This is a genomic window from Geodermatophilus sp. SYSU D00079 (assembly GCF_054050635.1).
In genome coordinates, this window is sequence record NZ_JBJGZS010000030.1 from 40,616 (window position 1) to 56,586 (window position 15,971).

The 15,971-nt window shown below is 75.4% G+C and carries 12 protein-coding genes; 8 read left to right on the forward strand and 4 right to left on the reverse strand.

Going from position 1 to position 15,971, the window contains the following annotated elements; translation table 11 throughout:
• Nucleotides 1–159: 159 nt before the first annotated feature.
• The gene (locus tag ACI79E_RS19560) at nt 160–1,113 is read left to right on the forward strand and encodes a 2-hydroxyacid dehydrogenase (RefSeq protein ID WP_456934238.1); all 954 of its coding nucleotides are present in this window, start codon (nt 160–162) and stop codon (nt 1,111–1,113) included.
• Between the two features lie 7 nt (nt 1,114–1,120).
• Here the strand turns inward: ACI79E_RS19560 and ACI79E_RS19565 are convergent, their stop codons facing one another.
• The gene (locus ACI79E_RS19565; protein WP_456934239.1) at nt 1,121–1,498 is read right to left on the reverse strand and encodes a PH domain-containing protein; all 378 of its coding nucleotides are present in this window, start codon (nt 1,496–1,498) and stop codon (nt 1,121–1,123) included.
• Between the two features lie 24 nt (nt 1,499–1,522).
• Nucleotides 1,523–2,344: a helix-turn-helix transcriptional regulator gene (locus ACI79E_RS19570; RefSeq protein ID WP_456934240.1), complete on the reverse strand. Its 822-nt coding sequence runs from the start codon at nt 2,342–2,344 to the stop codon at nt 1,523–1,525.
• Nucleotides 2,345–2,429: 85 nt separating this feature from the next.
• On the opposite strand from ACI79E_RS19570, the gene ilvD reads away from it, so the two are divergent.
• The 6 genes from ilvD (at nt 2,430) to ilvC (ending at nt 13,511) form a co-directional block, all read left to right on the forward strand.
• A complete protein-coding gene (gene ilvD / locus ACI79E_RS19575) occupies nt 2,430–4,136 on the forward strand; it encodes a dihydroxy-acid dehydratase (protein WP_456934241.1) in 1,707 nt (568 codons plus the stop codon).
• Between the two features lie 194 nt (nt 4,137–4,330).
• Nucleotides 4,331–6,955 (forward strand): putative bifunctional diguanylate cyclase/phosphodiesterase, encoded by a 2,625-nt coding sequence (locus ACI79E_RS19580; RefSeq protein ID WP_456934242.1) that lies wholly within the window; start codon nt 4,331–4,333, stop codon nt 6,953–6,955.
• Nucleotides 6,955–9,648 carry a putative bifunctional diguanylate cyclase/phosphodiesterase gene (locus ACI79E_RS19585; RefSeq protein ID WP_456934243.1) on the forward strand — a complete coding sequence of 898 codons (2,694 nt, stop codon included), beginning with the start codon at nt 6,955–6,957 and terminating at the stop codon, nt 9,646–9,648. Before ACI79E_RS19580 ends, ACI79E_RS19585 begins: the two co-directional genes overlap by 1 nt.
• Nucleotides 9,649–9,930: 282 nt before the next feature.
• The gene (locus ACI79E_RS19590; RefSeq protein ID WP_456934244.1) at nt 9,931–11,802 is read left to right on the forward strand and encodes an acetolactate synthase large subunit; all 1,872 of its coding nucleotides are present in this window, start codon (nt 9,931–9,933) and stop codon (nt 11,800–11,802) included.
• Nucleotides 11,803–11,901: 99 nt separating this feature from the next.
• On the forward strand, nt 11,902–12,429 hold the full coding sequence (gene ilvN, locus ACI79E_RS19595) for an acetolactate synthase small subunit (RefSeq protein ID WP_456934245.1): 528 nt from the start codon (nt 11,902–11,904) through the stop codon (nt 12,427–12,429).
• A 53-nt stretch (nt 12,430–12,482) separates the two neighbouring features.
• Entirely contained in the window at nt 12,483–13,511 is a 1,029-nt protein-coding gene (gene ilvC, locus ACI79E_RS19600; protein ID WP_456934246.1) for a ketol-acid reductoisomerase, read from the forward strand.
• A gap of 121 nt (nt 13,512–13,632) precedes the next feature.
• Here the strand turns inward: ilvC and ACI79E_RS19605 are convergent, their stop codons facing one another.
• Both ACI79E_RS19605 and ACI79E_RS19610 read right to left on the reverse strand, forming a co-directional pair.
• Nucleotides 13,633–13,995 carry a hypothetical protein gene (locus ACI79E_RS19605; RefSeq protein ID WP_456934247.1) on the reverse strand — a complete coding sequence of 121 codons (363 nt, stop codon included), beginning with the start codon at nt 13,993–13,995 and terminating at the stop codon, nt 13,633–13,635.
• A 281-nt stretch (nt 13,996–14,276) separates the two neighbouring features.
• Nucleotides 14,277–15,038 carry a hypothetical protein gene (locus ACI79E_RS19610; protein ID WP_456934248.1) on the reverse strand — a complete coding sequence of 254 codons (762 nt, stop codon included), beginning with the start codon at nt 15,036–15,038 and terminating at the stop codon, nt 14,277–14,279.
• A 160-nt stretch (nt 15,039–15,198) separates the two neighbouring features.
• Here ACI79E_RS19610 and ACI79E_RS19615 point away from each other — a divergent pair.
• A partial coding sequence (locus ACI79E_RS19615; RefSeq protein ID WP_456934249.1) for an NAD(P)-dependent oxidoreductase occupies nt 15,199–15,971 on the forward strand: 773 nt, incomplete at its 3' end.

Sequence of the window (15,971 nt, forward strand, 5' to 3'; positions counted from 1 at the left end):
CGGGGTCCCCCCTCGGCTCCTGGCCCCGTCCCGGGGCCCGCCCCGAGCCCGCGAGGGGTGGGGAGGACGGGGTCCCCCCTCGGCTCCTGGCCCCGTCCCGGGGCCCGCCCCGAGCCCGCGAGGGGTGGGGAGGACGGGGTCCTTCTAGGGTCGGCGGCCGTGGCTCCCCAGATCACCGGTTCCCACGTCGTCGGCCCGGACGAGACGCTGCACGTGCTCGTCCCCTCCCGGGCCCTGGCCGCCGCGGTGGAGGCGGTGTCGCCCCGCGTGCGCGCGCACCGGGTCGACCCCGGCGACGTGCCGAGCGGTGAGGCGGCCCAGGCGCAGGTGTGGGTGCCGCGCGGGGGCGGGGGAGCCGACCTCGAGCTCGCCGCGGCCCTGCCCCGGCTGCGGCTGGTGCAGCTGCTCAGCGCCGGGGCGGAGAAGTTCGTCGGCCGGCTGCCCGCGGGCGTCGTCCTGTGCAACGCCCGGGGCGCGCACACGCCGTCCACCGCGGAGTGGGTGGCGGCCGCCGTGCTGGCCGCCCAGCGCGGGCTGCCGTACTTCGTCCGCGAGCAGGACGCCGGCCGCTGGTCGCCGGCGCCGTTCCCCACTCTGGCGGGGTCCCGGGTGCTGGTCGTCGGCGCGGGCGACATCGGACGGGCCGTCGGGCGGATGCTCGCCGGTTTCGACGTCGAGCTGACCTACGTGGCGCGGACCGCGCGCGACGGCGTCCACGGCACCGAGGAGCTGCCCCGGCTGCTCCCGCACGCCGACGTCGTGGTGGTGATCGTGCCGGTCACCCCGGAGACCACCGGGCTGGTCGACGCGGCCTTCCTCGCCGCGATGGCCGACGGCGCGCTGCTGGTGAACGCCGCGCGCGGGGTGGTCGTCGACACCGACGCGCTGCTGGCCGAGCTGCGGTCGGGGCGGCTGCGGGCCGCGCTGGACGTCACCGACCCCGAGCCGCTGCCGGAGGGGCACCCGCTGTGGTCGGCGCCCGGGCTGCTGCTGACCCCGCACGTCGCCGGCAACGTGCCGGAGACCAACGAGCGGGCGGCGGCCGCCGTCGTGGACCAGGTGACCCGCGTGCTCGCCGGGGAGCCGCTGGTCAACGTCGTCGACGCCTACTGACCCCGGATCAGGCGGTCGGGTCGGGGGAGGGGATGCGCCCGCCGGAGACCGCCGCCAGCCGCGGGAGGTCGCGGGTGCGCAGCACGGGCAGGCGGACCTCGGTGGCACCGGTGGTGACCAGCCACAGGTCGTTGCGGGGGCCCACCCGGATGCCGGCCAGCTGCGACCACGGCACCCGGCGCCGGCCGACCAGGGAGCGCACCGTGATGCCGTCGTCGCCGACGTCCACCCCGACGCGCAGCACCCACGTGGCGACGAGGACGGGCACGAGGAGGAAGACGAGCGTCCAGGTCGCGGCGGAGGCCAGCGGGACGGCGCAGACGAGCAGCAGGGCGACCGGGAGCAACGCCGTCCGGCTCATCCGCATACGGACGGGAGCAGCCACGTCTGCCGAGTCTCCCAGAACGGCTCAGCCGGTCATGCGGGCCAGCTTGTCGGCCGCGTCACTGCCCTCGGCCGCGGTGTAGACGACCAGCTGCAGCCCGGGGGCGTCGGCGGGGGTCAGCTGGTGGTGCTCCAGCAGCAGCGTGCCGACCTCGGGGTGCTCGAAGCGCCGCTCCCCGGAGCTGAACCGGTCGACGTCGTGGCTGGCCCACCCGGCGCGGAAGTGCGGGCTGGCCGCGTCCAGCCGCGCGACCAGGTCGACGACGTCGGGGTCGGCGAGGCGGGGGCCCACCTCCGCCCGGAACTGGGTGAGGAAGCGCCGGCTGTCGGTGGTCCAGTCGCCCAGCAGCGCGCGCACCGCCGGGTCGGTGAACACCAGCCACAGCAGGTTCCGGTCGGCGGCCGGCACGGCGGCGACCCCGGGGTAGAGCCGCTCGTAGGCGTGGTTCCAGCCGACGATCGACCAGCTGGCGGTGATGACGTAGGCGGGGGAGCTGCCGAGGGCGTCCACCAGGCGCTGCACGTGCGCGGGCATGCCCTGGGCGGCGGTCTCCGGTGCCGCCCCGCCGTGCCCGGCCAGGCGGAGCACGTACTCGCGCTCGGCGGGGGACATGCGCAGCGTGCGGGCCAGTGCCTCGACGACCTGGCGGGACGCGCGGATGTCCCGGCCCTGCTCGAGCCACGTGTACCAGGTGTGGCTGACCCCCGACAGCAGCGCGACCTCCTCCCGGCGCAGCCCGGGGGTGCGCCGGGCGCCCCCGGCCGGCAGGCCGACCTCGTGCGGGTCGACCTGGCGGCGGCGGGAGCGGAGGAAGTCGGCCAGCTCGCGGCGGGCGGACGGCGGCACGCGGGCCCTCCCTTCGGTGGTGGTGTCGGTACCAGTATCGACGCTCTCCTTGTCCAGTCCGTGGACCGGCCTACCCTCGTCGGACGTGACCAGCGTCGAGGACCGCCCCACCACCACCGCAGACGTCAAGCCCCGCAGCCGCGAGGTGACCGACGGGATCACCCGGGCCCCGGCCCGCGCCATGCTGCGCGCGGTCGGCATGGGCGACGACGACTGGGACAAGCCGCAGATCGGCGTCGCGTCGTCGTGGAACGAGATCACCCCGTGCAACCTCTCCCTGGACCGGCTGGCCAAGCGGGCCAAGGAGGGCGTGCACGCGGCCGGCGGCTACCCGCTGGAGTTCGGCACCATCTCGGTCTCCGACGGCATCTCCATGGGCCACGAGGGCATGCGCGCCTCGCTGGTGTCGCGCGAGGTCATCGCCGACTCGGTGGAGACGGTCATGTTCGCCGAGCGGCTCGACGGCTCGGTGCTGCTGGCCGGCTGCGACAAGTCCCTGCCCGGCATGCTCATGGCCGCCGCGCGGCTGGACCTGGCCAGCGTCTTCCTCTACTCCGGCTCCACGCTGCCGGGGAAGCTCGGCGACCGCGACGACCTCACGATCATCGACGTCTTCGAGGGCGTCGGTGCCTGCGCCCGCGGGCTGATCACCCGTGAGGACCTCGACGCCATCGAGAAGGCCGCCTGCCCCGGCATGGGCTCCTGCGGCGGCATGTACACGGCCAACACCATGGCCAGCGTCGCCGAGGCGCTGGGCATGGCCCTGCCCGGCAGCGCCGCCCCGCCGGCTCCCGACAGCCGCCGCGACGCCTTCGCCGTGGCCTCCGGTGAGGCCGTGGTCAACCTGCTGCGCCAGGGCATCACCGCCCGCCAGATCATGACCAAGAAGGCCTTCGAGAACGCCATCACCGTGGTCATGGCGCTCGGCGGCTCGACCAACGCCGTCCTGCACCTGCTGGCCATCGCCCACGAGGCGCGGGTCGACCTCACCCTCGACGACTTCAACCGGATCGGGGACCGCACGCCGCACCTGGCCGACGTCAAGCCGTTCGGCCGGTTCGTGATGACCGACATCGACCGCGTCGGCGGCGTCCCGGTCGTGCTGCGGGCGCTGCTGGACGCCGGGCTGCTGCACGGCGACGTCCTCACCGTGACCGGGAAGACGATGGCCGAGAACCTCGAGGAGATCTCCCCGCCGGACCTCGACGGCACGATCGTCCACGCCATGTCCGACCCGATCCACAAGACCGGCGGGCTGACCATCCTGCGCGGCTCGCTGTCCCCGGAGGGGGCGGTGGTCAAGTCCGCGGGCTTCGACGCCGACGTCTTCGAGGGCACCGCGCGCGTGTTCGACGGCGAGCAGGGCGCGATGGACGCCGTCACCGACGGCACCCTCAAGGCCGGCGACGTCGTCGTCATCCGCTACGAGGGCCCCCGGGGCGGCCCCGGCATGCGCGAGATGCTCGCCGTCACCGGCGCGATCAAGGGCGCGGGCCTGGGCAAGGACGTCCTGCTGCTGACCGACGGCCGCTTCTCCGGCGGGACGACGGGGCTGTGCGTCGGCCACGTCGCGCCCGAGGCCGCCGACGGCGGTCCGATCGCCCTCGTGCAGGACGGCGACCCGATCCGGCTGGACCTCGCCGCCCGCACCCTCGACCTGCTCGTGGACGACGAGGAGCTGGACCGCCGCCGGCAGACCTGGCAGCCGCTGCCGCCGCGGTACACCACCGGCGTGCTCGGCAAGTACGCCAAGCTCGTCGGCTCGGCGGCGCAGGGCGCCATCTGCGGCTGACGGAGACCCTCTCCCTCCTCACCTCGGAGACCCCGGGACGGGGCCGGGTGCCGTGGGGACCCCTCGCGCCCCGGCCCTGACCTGCGGGTCGGGGCCGGGGGCCGGCCCTCACCCCGAGGGGTGAGCGGCCGCCCGGTCCGCTGTGGTGGGCGGCGCGAGGTGCCGACACCCCCGGTGTGGACAGGCTGAGGTGGGTGCTCCTCGTGAGCGCCGCGCTGGCGGCGGCCGCCTGCGCGGTGGCCGCCGGCACGAGCGGTCCGGGCTCCGCCGCCGACGTCGCGGTCGCCGCGATGGGCGTGGTCGCGGCGGCCGTCATCGGCTGTGCCGCCCGCGGCCGGCAGCGCGGAGCGCGCGGGTGGTGGCTGATCGCCGTCGCCCCGCTCCTGCCGGTCGCCGGGTTCCTGGCGACCACCACCCTCGCGCCGAGCGACCCGATGCAGCAGGTGCTCGTGCGCTGGCTGCCCACCGTGCCCGGCTACCTGCTGGTCGCCCTCGGCGTGCTCACGCTCGTCGACCGCGAGCGCCTGCGCCGCGGCCGCCGGGCCGCGGTCGAGGTGGCGCTGTTCGGGACCGCCTGCGCGCTCGTCGTCCAGCTGCTCGTGCTGGGCACCGGTCGCAGCTGGCTGGACCTCGCCCCGGCCGAGGGCGCCGTCCTCGCCGCCGCCGTGCTGGTCACCTCCTCGACGGTGACCGCCGCGCTGGTGGTCGTGGGCGTGGTCCACAGCTGCCGGCAGCGGGTGGCCCTGGTCCTGCTCGCCGGGATCTCCCTGACGACCACCGGCCGCGCGCTGGGCACCTCCGCGCTGCTCTCGGAGGCCGCCGCGCTCACCGACCTCACCCGCTTCCTCGTCGTCGGCGGGCTCACGCTGCTGGCGAGCGCGGCCCTCGCCGACCGCCGGCTGTCCCCGCAGGACGGCGACCGGCCCCGCTCGCGCAGCGGCCGCTCCACCCAGCTCGGGCAGGTGCTGCCGCACCTGGCGATGGTCGGGGCCCTGATGGCCACCGCCGTCGCGGCGCTGGTCACCGGCCAGACCACGGCCGTCACGATCCTCGGCGTCCAGGTCTGCGCGGTCCTGGCCGCCGTCCACCGGTGGGTGACCGCGGGGGACGAGCACCGCATGGGGGCGCGCCTGCGCCGCAGCGAGTCCTACTTCCGCTCCCTGGTCGCCTCCAGCGGCGACGCCGTGCTGATCCTCGACGACGACCTGCGGGTCACCTGGGCGTCGTCGGCGCTCGGCGCCACGCTCGGCGACCCGGGTCGCGTCGTGGTGGGCCGGGACCTGCTCGAGCTCGTCCACCCGGACGACGCCCTCCCGCTGGCCCGTGCGCTGCACCGGGACGGCGACGGCGGGGCCTCGACCGCCCTGCGCCTGCAGCACGCCGACGGCACCTGGCGGCACCTGGAGGCCAGCATCTCCGACCTGCGCACCGACGCCTCCGTCGGTGCGGTCGTGCTGCACTGCCGGGACACCACCGAGCGGGTGGAGCGCGAACGCGCCCTCGAGCAGGTCGCCTTCACCGACCCGCTCACCGGCCTGCCCAACAGCGCGGGATGCCAGCGGAGCCTCGAGGAGCGGCTGGTCCGGGCGGGCGAGCCCGGCGTGCCCTGCACCACGCTCCTGCTGGCCGAGCTCCAGGGACTGGAGGAGGTGCGCGAGCACGCCGGCACCGACGTCGTCACCGCCGTGCTGGTCGAGGTCGCCCGCCGGCTGCGCGCCACCGTCCGCGCCCCCGAGGTCGTGGCCCACCTCGGCGGCGGCACCTTCGCCGTCCTCGTGGAGGGCGCGGCGCACGCCGTCGACCTGCTCGCCGACCGCTGCCTGTCGGTCATCGAGCAGCCCGTGGACACCCCGGCGGGGGTCTTCGACCTCGCTGCGAGCATCGGCGTCGTCGAGCTCACCGCCGGTGCGACCGTCGCGGAGCTGACCGGCCACGCCGAGCTGGCCGTGCGGGCCGCCGCGGCCTCCGGGCCCGGGACGGCGCTGCGCTACCGGCCGGCGCTGGGGTCGGCCGCCGCCCGGCGGGACCGGCTGCGCGACGACCTGCCCGGCGCCTGGACGCGGGGTGAGTTCTCGGTGCTGTTCCAGCCCGTGGTCTCCCTGGAGGAGCAGCGGATCAGCGGCATCGAGGCGCTGCTGCGCTGGCGCCACCCGGAGCTGGGCGACGTGCCCCCGGCGGAGTTCGTGCCCGTCGCCGAGCGGGCCGGCGTCATGGACGAGCTGCAGCGGTGGGCCCTGGAGCAGGCGGCGACCGCCGCGGTCGCGCTCCCGTGCACCGGCGCGCCCCTCCAGCTGGGCGTCAACATCTCCGCCTCGCACGTCGCCGCGCGCACCCTCGTCGGGGACGTCGCCGCCGTGCTGCACGCCACCGGACTGCCGCCGGAGCGGCTGGTCCTGGAGATCACCGAGGCCACCGTGCTGGCCGACGGCGACCACGTCGGCGTCGACATCGAGGCGCTGCGGCTCATGGGCGTGCACGTGGCCCTCGACGACTTCGGTGCCGGCCGGTTCTCGCTGGCCGACCTGACCCGCCTGCCGATCGACGTGCTCAAGCTGGACCGGTCCTTCGTCGCGCGGGTCGACCGCGACCCGAAGAGCCGTGCGCTGTGCGAGTCGGTCGTGACCATCGGCCGGGCCCTCGGCCTGGACGTGGTCGCCGAGGGCGTGGAGACCCCGGCCCAGCTCGGTGCCCTGCGCGGCCTGGGCTGCGGCTTCGCCCAGGGCTTCCTGCTCGCGCGCCCGATGCGGTCGGCCGAGCTCACCGAACTGCTCAGCGACGGTGCGGGTGTGCTGTGGCCGGGCCTCGTCGGTTCCCGCTGATGCCGGGGACCACGGCCGGCGGCCCGGCCGACCGCGGACGCCGCGGCTCCGCTGCCCTCCTGGCCCTGCTCGCCGCCCTCGCCGGCACGCTGGCGCTGGTCGAGACCACCGCGGGGGACACGGCCCTGCGCCTGGGCCCGGCCCTGCTCGCGCTCGGGTCGTGGGTCACCGCGCTCGTCATCGCCCACCACGGGGCCCGGCTGCCGGGACGCTCGGCCGGCCCCTGGCGTGCCCTCGCGCTGACCACCGTGCTGCTGGGGCTGGGCCAGGCCGGCAGCGCGCTGGCCGGGGTGGGGATCAACACCAGCGAGGCGGGCTGGCACGACCTGCCGCTCCTGGCCGCCGTGCCGGTCGCCATCAGCACCTGTGCCCGGCTGCTGTCCTCGGCCGGCCCCCGGTCCATCGGCTCCCGTGCGCTGCTCGACGGCGGGATCGTGCTCGTGGCGGTCGGCCTGGCCGGAGAGGCCCTCCTGGCCGACGCGGCCGCCCGTTCCGGCGGCGTCGCCGACCCGCTGGTCTCCGTCGGCTACCCGGCGGTGGGGGCGCTGCTGTGCGGCGTGGGCCTGGTGGCGGTGGCCGCCGTGGACGACGGCCGGCGCCGGGCCGCCGGCTGGCTGCTGGCCGCCTCGGTCGCCCTCGCGGTCGTGGTGCTCAGCGGCGCCCTCGCCGTCACCACCCGGGACACCGCACTCGACGTCGTGACCGGCGTGGCGTGGCTGGCCATGCTCGCGGCCGCCGTCCGGGCGGTCGACGTCGACCCCGGTCGGGTCGGCGAGGACGCCGAACCGCCGGCCGGGCTGCCGCTCGCCGGCGTCCTGTTCAGCAACTGCTCCGCCTTCGGTGTCGCGCTGTTCCTCGCCATCGGGGTCGCCGCGGGGCGCACCGTCTCCCCACTGGAGGGAGCCGGCATCACCGTGCTCATGCTGCTCACCCTCGTGCGCTGCCTCGTGTGGGCCGCCGACGGGGAGCGGCTGACCCGGCGGGTGCGGCACACCGAGGGCTGGCTGCGCGCGCTGCTGCACAGCGGCGACGCGGTCACCGTCCTGCTCGACCGGACCGGCCGCGTGGCCTGGACGTCCGGGCCGTCGAGGGACCAGCTGGGCTGGACCCACCGCGACCTCTCCGGTCGCGTCCTGCTCGGGCTCGTCCACGCCGGGGACCGTGGCCTCCTCGAGCGGGTGGCGGTCGCCGTGCGGGCGGGGGAGCAGCCGCCCGAGCTGCCCGCCACCGTGCGCCTGCACACCCAGGAGGGGGACTGGCGGGAGGTCGAGGTCTCCGGCGCCGCACGCACCGGCGACGACGACGGGCTGGTGCTCCACCTGCGCGACGTCACCGACCGCACCAGCGCCCAGCGCGAGCTGGAGCGGCTGGCCTACACCGACTTCCTCACCGGCCTGCCCAACCGGGCGCGGTTCATGACCGCGCTGCGCACGGCGCTCGCCTCCTCCGCCCCGGGCTGTCTGCTGCTGGTGGACCTGGACGGCTTCAAGGCGGTCAACGACGTCGCCGGCCACGACGCCGGCGACCGGTTGCTGGGCGAGGTGGCCGACCGGCTGCGCGCGGCCGCCCGCGAGGGGGACGTCGTGGCGCGGCTGGGTGGCGACGAGTTCGCCGTCCTCGTGCGTGCCGGGCGGGAGGAGGCCACGGCGCTGGCCGAGCGGCTCGTGCTGCTGCTCGACCGCGACCACCGCCCGGTCACCCCGCGCGGGAGCGCCGACGGAGGCCTGGTCTTCCGCGTCTCCGGCAGCGTGGGTGTCGCCGTGCTGCGCCCGGGGGAGGAGCCGGCCGAGGCGGTGCGCCGCGCGGACGTCGCGCTGCGGGCGGCCAAGGCGGCGGGGAAGAACTGCGTCCGCACGTCGGGGGCCTCGTTCGACCGCGTGGTGGACCGCCGCGCGCAGCTGGCCCGCGACCTGCCCGCGGCGATCGCCGGTGGTCAGCTGTCGGTGGTCTACCAGCCGGTGGTGGGCGTGCCGGACCGGCGCGTGCTGGGCCTGGAGGCCCTCGTCCGCTGGGACCACCCGGAGCTCGGCTCCGTCCCGCCCGAGGAGTTCGTCGGCCTGGCCGAGGACGACGGCCTGATCGTGCCGCTGCAGCGGTGGGTGCTGGCCGAGTCGACCGCCGCGCTGGCCCCCCTGCTCGCCGCGGGCCACGACGTGCAGCTCGGCGTGAACGTCTCCATCCGGCACCTGCAGGCCGGGTGCCTGGCCGCCGACGTCGCGGCGGTCCTCGCGAGCGCCGGCGTGCCGGCGCACCGGCTGATGCTGGAGCTCACCGAGTCGGTGCTCATGGGCGCCGGTGACCGGATGGACGGCGACCTCGACACGCTGCGCGGCATGGGCTGCGTGCTGTCGCTCGACGACTTCGGCAAGGGCCACTCCAGCCTCGCGCGCCTGGCCCGGCTGCCGGTGCAGGTGCTCAAGATGGACCGCGCATTCGTCGCCCACATCGAGTCCGACCCGCGGACCGCCGCGCTGGTGGGCAGCGTCGTGGAGCTCGGCCGCACGCTCGGCATGGACGTCGTGGCCGAGGGCGTCGAGACGGCGGGTCAGCTCGCGGCGCTGCGCGGGCTGGGCTGCCGGTACCTGCAGGGCTACCTGCTGGGCCGCCCGGTGCCCGCCGCCGAGCTGCCCGCGCTGCTGGCCCGCTTCGACCCGGCGGTCCTCGACGACGCCGGGGTGCCGTCCCACGTCTGAGCCCCTACCGGTCCACTGTGTGGGACGGGGTGGTTGACGGGCGCCCGCGTCGAGGCGCACAGTGGGCGGGTGCGCCCGGCCTGCCTGCTCCTCGTAGTCGCCTAGCGCGTCGGTCGCCCGACCGACGCGCTGACCCCTCTGTGCCCGCAGGCACGAGGGGTCTTTCGTTTGCGGGCCCCCTGGACTCCCCGGACGGCGGCCGGCCCGCGCCCGCAGGCACCGCGTGCACACCGCACGGCCCCCGAACCGACGCCCCCCACCGGGGCACTGCCAGGAGACGCCATGAACAGCACCACCCCCGGCGAGTCCGCGACCCGCGAGGCCGCCGCAGCGCTCGCCGGCGTCGAGACCACCGCGCGGTCGGTGGCCGAGGCCGCCGCCGAGCCGCTCCTCGGCTGCACCGGGGCGCAGAGCCTCGTCCGCTCGCTCGAGGCGGTCGGCGTCGAGGTGGTGTTCGGGATCCCCGGCGGGGCGATCCTGCCCGCCTACGACCCGCTGTTCGACTCCCGCGTGCGGCACGTGCTGGTCCGGCACGAGCAGGGCGCCGGCCACGCGGCCACCGGCTACGCGCAGGCCACCGGGCGGGTCGGCGTCTGCATGGCCACCTCCGGTCCCGGCGCGACCAACCTGGTGACGCCGCTGGCCGACGCCTACATGGACTCGGTCCCGATCGTCGCGATCACCGGTCAGGTGCCCAGCAGCGCGATCGGCACCGACGCCTTCCAGGAGGCCGACATCCGCGGCATCACGATGCCGGTCACCAAGCACAACTTCCTCGTCACCGACCCCCGCGAGATCCCGCAGCGGATCGCCGAGGCGTTCCACCTGGCCGCCACCGGCCGCCCCGGCCCGGTCCTGGTCGACATCCCCAAGGACGTCCTGCAGGCGACCACCGACTTCACCTGGCCGCCGCGGCTGGACCTCCCCGGCTACAAGCCGACCACCCGCCCGCACGGCAAGCAGGTCCGCGAGGCCGCCGCGCTGATCGCCCGCGCCAGCCGGCCGGTGCTCTACGTCGGTGGCGGCGTGCTCAAGGCGCAGGCCACCGCGGAGCTGGCCGAGCTGGCGCGGCTCACCGGGGCCCCCGTCGTGACCACCCTGATGGCCCGGGGCGCGTTCCCCGACAGCGACCCGCAGCACCTCGGCATGCCCGGCATGCACGGCACCGTCGCCGCGGTCACCGCACTCCAGAAGGCCGACGTGCTCGTCGCCCTCGGGGCGCGCTTCGACGACCGGGTCACCGGCCAGCTGTCCTCCTTCGCCCCCGAGGCCCTCGTCGTCCACGCCGACATCGACCCCGCGGAGATCGGCAAGAACCGCCGCGCCGACGTCCCGATCGTCGGCGACGCCCGCGAGACGATCGCCGAGCTGGTCACCGCCCTGCGCGCCGAGCACGAGGCCGGGCGCACCCCCGACCTCGCCGCCTGGTGGGCGCAGCTGGACTCGTGGCGGCAGAAGTACCCGCTGGGTTACGACTGGCCCGAGGACGGCGCACTGTCCCCGCAGTACGTGATCGAGCGGCTGGGCGCCATCGCCGGCCCCGACGCGATCTACGCCGCGGGCGTCGGCCAGCACCAGATGTGGGCCGCCCAGTTCATCCGGTACGAGAAGCCCGGCACGTGGCTCAACAGCGGTGGCCTCGGGACGATGGGCTACGCCGTCCCCGCCGCGATGGGCGCCAAGTACGGCTGCCCCGACACCACCGTCTGGGCCATCGACGGCGACGGCTGCTTCCAGATGACCAACCAGGAGCTGGCGACCTGCGCGATCGAGGGCATCCCGGTCAAGGTCGCCATCATCAACAACGGCAACCTCGGCATGGTCCGGCAGTGGCAGACCCTGTTCTACGAGGGCCGCTACTCCAACACCAAGCTGCACCCGGTCGACGAGGACGGCAGGCCCAAGCCGGTGCGCATCCCCGACTTCGTCGCCCTGGCCGAGGCGCTCGGGTGCGTGGGCCTGCGCTGCGAGAGCAAGGACGACGTCGACGCGGTGATCGAGAAGGCCATGGCGATCGACGACGCGCCGGTCGTCATCGACTTCGTCGTCGGCTCCGACGCCCAGGTGTGGCCGATGGTCGCCGCCGGTGCCAGCAACGACGACATCATGGCCGCGCGCGGCATCCGCCCGGTCTTCGGCGACGGACAGGTGTAACTCCGAGGACCCCGTCCTCCCCACCCCTCGCCCCGCCCGGGGCGAGGGCCCGGACGGGGCCAGCCCTGGTCCACTCCGTCCTGAAAGGAACCCCGGGTCATGACCCGCCACACACTGTCGGTCCTGGTCGAGAACAAGTCCGGCGTCCTCGCCCGGGTCTCGGCGCTGTTCAGCCGGCGCGCGTTCAACATCGAGTCGCTGGCCGTCGGGCCGACCGAGAACCCCGACCTGTCCCGGATGACCATCGTGGTCGACGCCGAGACCCAGCCGCTGGAGCAGATCACCAAGCAGCTGAACAAGCTCGTCGAGGTCATCAAGATCGTCGAGCTGGAGGCGGCCGGCGCCGTCCAGCGCGAGCTGCTGCTGGTCAAGGTCCGCGCCCCCATGGCCGACCGCACCCAGGTGCTGCAGACCGCCGAGCTGTTCCGCGCCCACGTCATCGACGTCAACACCGACACGGTGACCCTGGAGGCCACCGGCACGCCGGACAAGCTCCAGGCACTGCTGGCCGTCCTCGCCCCGCTGGGCATCAAGGAGATGGCGCAGTCCGGCACCGTCGCCCTGGGGCGGGGTCCGCGGTCGATGTCGGGCGCCGGTACGTTGCGCCCGGTCGAGCGCACCGCCTGAGGCTCGGACCCCCAGACCTCCCGATCAGGACCAACCGAAGGAGCACGCACCGCATGGCCGCCGAGATCTTCTACGACGACGACGCCGACCTGTCGATCATCCAGGGGCGCACCGTCGCCGTCCTGGGCTACGGCAGCCAGGGCCACGCGCACGCCCTGTCGCTGCGGGACTCGGGCGTCGACGTCCGCGTCGGCCTGCCCGAGGGCAGCAAGAGCCGGGCCAAGGCCGAGGCCGAGGGCCTGCGGGTCGTGACGCCGGCCGAGGCCGCCGCCGAGGCCGACCTGATCATGATCCTCGCGCCCGACCACGTGCAGCGGAACCTGTACAAGGAGTCGGTCGAGCCCAACCTGCAGGACGGCGACGCGCTGTTCTTCGGCCACGGCTTCAACATCCGCTTCGGCTACATCAAGCCCCCGGCCGGTGTGGACGTCGCGATGGTCGCCCCCAAGGGCCCGGGCCACCTGGTGCGCCGCGAGTTCGAGAACGGCAAGGGCGTGCCCTGCCTGGTCGCCGTCGAGCAGGACGCCAGCGGTCAGGCGCTGCAGCTGGCGCTGTCCTACGCCAAGGCCATCGGCGGCGCGCGGGCCGGCGTCATCAAGACGACCTTCGCCGAGGAGACCGAGACCGACCTGTTCGGCGAGCAGGCCGTGCTCTGCGGTGGCATGTCGGCCCTGGTGGCGGCGGGCTTCGAGACCCTGATCGAGGCCGGCTACCAGCCGGAGATCGCCTACTTCGAGTGCCTGCACGAGCTGAAGCTGATCGTCGACCTCATGTACGAGGGCGGTATCGCCAAGCAGCGCTGGTCGGTGTCCGACACCGCCGAGTACGGCGACTACACGACCGGCCCGAAGATCGTCGACCAGCACGTCAAGGACACGATGAAGGACGTCCTCGCCGCCATCAAGGACGGCTCCTGGGCCGCGGCCTTCATCGCCGACCAGGACGCCGGCGCGCCGGACTTCAAGCGCCGCCGGGCCGAGGCCGAGGCGCACCCGATCGAGGAGACCGGGCGCAAGCTGCGCGGCCTCATGAGCTGGGTGTCGGCCTCCGACGACTACACCGGCACCGCCGCCCGCAACTGAGGGAGGGCCTCTTCCCCCCACCCCAGGCTCCGCTCGGGGTGGGGCCCAGGAGGGGGCCGCTCCAGTACGTCACGAGGCCCCCGCTGCCGGCCGGCAGCGGGGGCCTCGTGGCGTCGGGGGACTACTTCGTGCCGCGGGCGGCGAACCAGGCCCTGGACGCCGGCTGCACCAGCAGGAAGACGATGGCGGCGCCGATGAGGATCGACACCAGCGTCGAGAAGTCGAAGCTGCCCTGGACGAGGTACGTGACCAGGGAGAGGACGCCGAGGCCGGCGGTGATGCCCCCGGCGATCTTCAGCAGCGTGCTGCCCCGCCCCTGGACGGCCTGGACGCCGCCGACGACGTTCAGCGCGGTCAGCGCCAGGTAGAGGACGCCGAACACCGCGCTCAGGGCGCCGAACAGCGAGGACGCCGCGAACAGGACCAGCGCCCCGATCAGCAGGAAGAAGGCGACGACGAAGCCGAGGACGGCGGCGAGGAGCACCTGTGGGGGCCGCTTCCCGGGCGGGGTGCCCGGGCCGGCGGACGGCGCCGGCCAGCCGGGGCCCGGCGCACCGGGGGCCTGGCCGGGAGGTGGCGGTGGTGCCCCCCAGCCGGGCTGGTCCTCGGGACCGCGTCCGGGTGCGGGGTGCGGCTCGGATCCGCTGGGGCTGGACATGGACTCAGCATCCTCCTGGGCGGCGGGGTCGCCGTCGGGACGGTCGGCGGCGGGGTGGAGGACCACCCCGGTGGCCCCGGGGGACTCCCGCCCCCCGGAGCCGCAGGTCAGCGCCCGCGCCGGGCGCGGTGGGCGGCGAAGAAGGCCGGCGCCGGCCGCATCGTGAGCAGCAGGACGATGGCCAGGGCCGCCAGGAAGAACAGCAGGCTGGTGATGATGCCGCCGGCGCCGCTGTTGTCGGGGTCGGACAGGCTGCTGATCAGCGTGAGCGCGGTGAACGCCAGGGCGATGGAGCCGCCCACGAGCAGCATCACGCGGCTGCGGCCGGTGAGGGCCCACACCGAACCCCAGATCATCACCACGGTCCAGACGAGGGCGAGCAGGCCGAAGACCAGCAGCACGCCGCCGATGGCGCCCGCGACGCCCTCGAAGCCGGGGATGTCGTCGAAGTCCGAGCTGCTGCCACTGGCCGCGGCGCCGGCGACGACGGCGAACAGGGTGACGATGACCCCGATCGCGCCGAAGACGAAGCCGAGCACCGCGGCGGTGACCACGCCGCCGGGCTTGGCCGGCACCGCCGACTGGCCGTACTGCCCGTACTCGCCGTACTGCTGCGGAGGGGCCTGGCCGTACTGCTGCGGGTAGCCCTGGCCGTACGGCGAGGGCTGGTACTGCTGGCCGTACGGCTGCTGCCCGTACTGCCCGTAGGGCTGGTCCTGCTGGCCGTAGGCCGAGGGCTGCCCGTACTGCGGCGCCTCGTGCCCCGGCTGCTGGCCCTGCGCGTACGGCTGGCCCTGCCCGTACTGCGGGCCCTGGCCGTACTGGGGCGAGCCGGAGCTGCTGCCGGGCTCGTTGTCGTGGGTGCTCATGATCTCCTCCGTCGGCGCCGGCTGTGCCGACTCTGCGCGGTCAGGATGTCGGCGCACCCCAGCGCGGGCAAGCACACCCACCCCTCCGGCGGGAGGTGTCGCCCGACCCGGGAGGGGCTGGCCGGGGACGGGGGTGCCGCCGTCCTTAGGCTGTGGTCCCGTGACCACGACCGCGCCCGTCGTCCTGATCGCCGAAGAACTCGCGCCCAGCGTGCTGGAGGTGCTCGGTCGGGACGTCGAGATCCGGTCCGTCGACGGTGCCGACCGCGCCGCGCTGCTGCCGGCACTGGCCGACGCGTCGGCGGTGATGATCCGCAGCGCCACGCAGATCGACGCCGAGGCACTGGCGGCCGCGCCGAACCTCAAGGTGGTGGCCCGGGCCGGCATCGGCCTGGACAACGTCGACGTCGCCGCGGCCACCGAGCGCGGGGTCATGGTGGTCAACGCCCCGACGTCGAACATCGTCAGCGCCGCCGAGCACGCCGTGGCCCTGCTGCTGGCCGCCGCCCGGCACATCCCCGCCGCCGACGCGTCGCTGCGCGAGGGCACCTGGAAGCGGTCGAAGTTCACCGGCGTCGAGGTCACCGACAAGGTGGTCGGCGTCGTGGGCCTGGGCCGCATCGGTCAGCTGGTCGCCCAGCGCCTCGCCGCGTTCGGCGTGACCCTCATCGCCTACGACCCCTACATCCAGCCGGGCCGCGCGGCGCAGCTCGGCGTCCGGATGGTGTCGCTGGAGGAGCTGCTGCGCGAGGCGGACTTCATCACCGTCCACCTCCCCAAGACGCCCGAGACCCTCGGGCTCATCGGCGCCGCCGAGCTGGCCACCACCAAGCGCGGCGTGATCATCGTCAACGCCGCGCGCGGGGGGGGGGGGGGGGGGGGGGGGGGGGGGGGGGGGGGGGGGGGGGGGGGGGGGGGGGGGGGGGGGGGGGG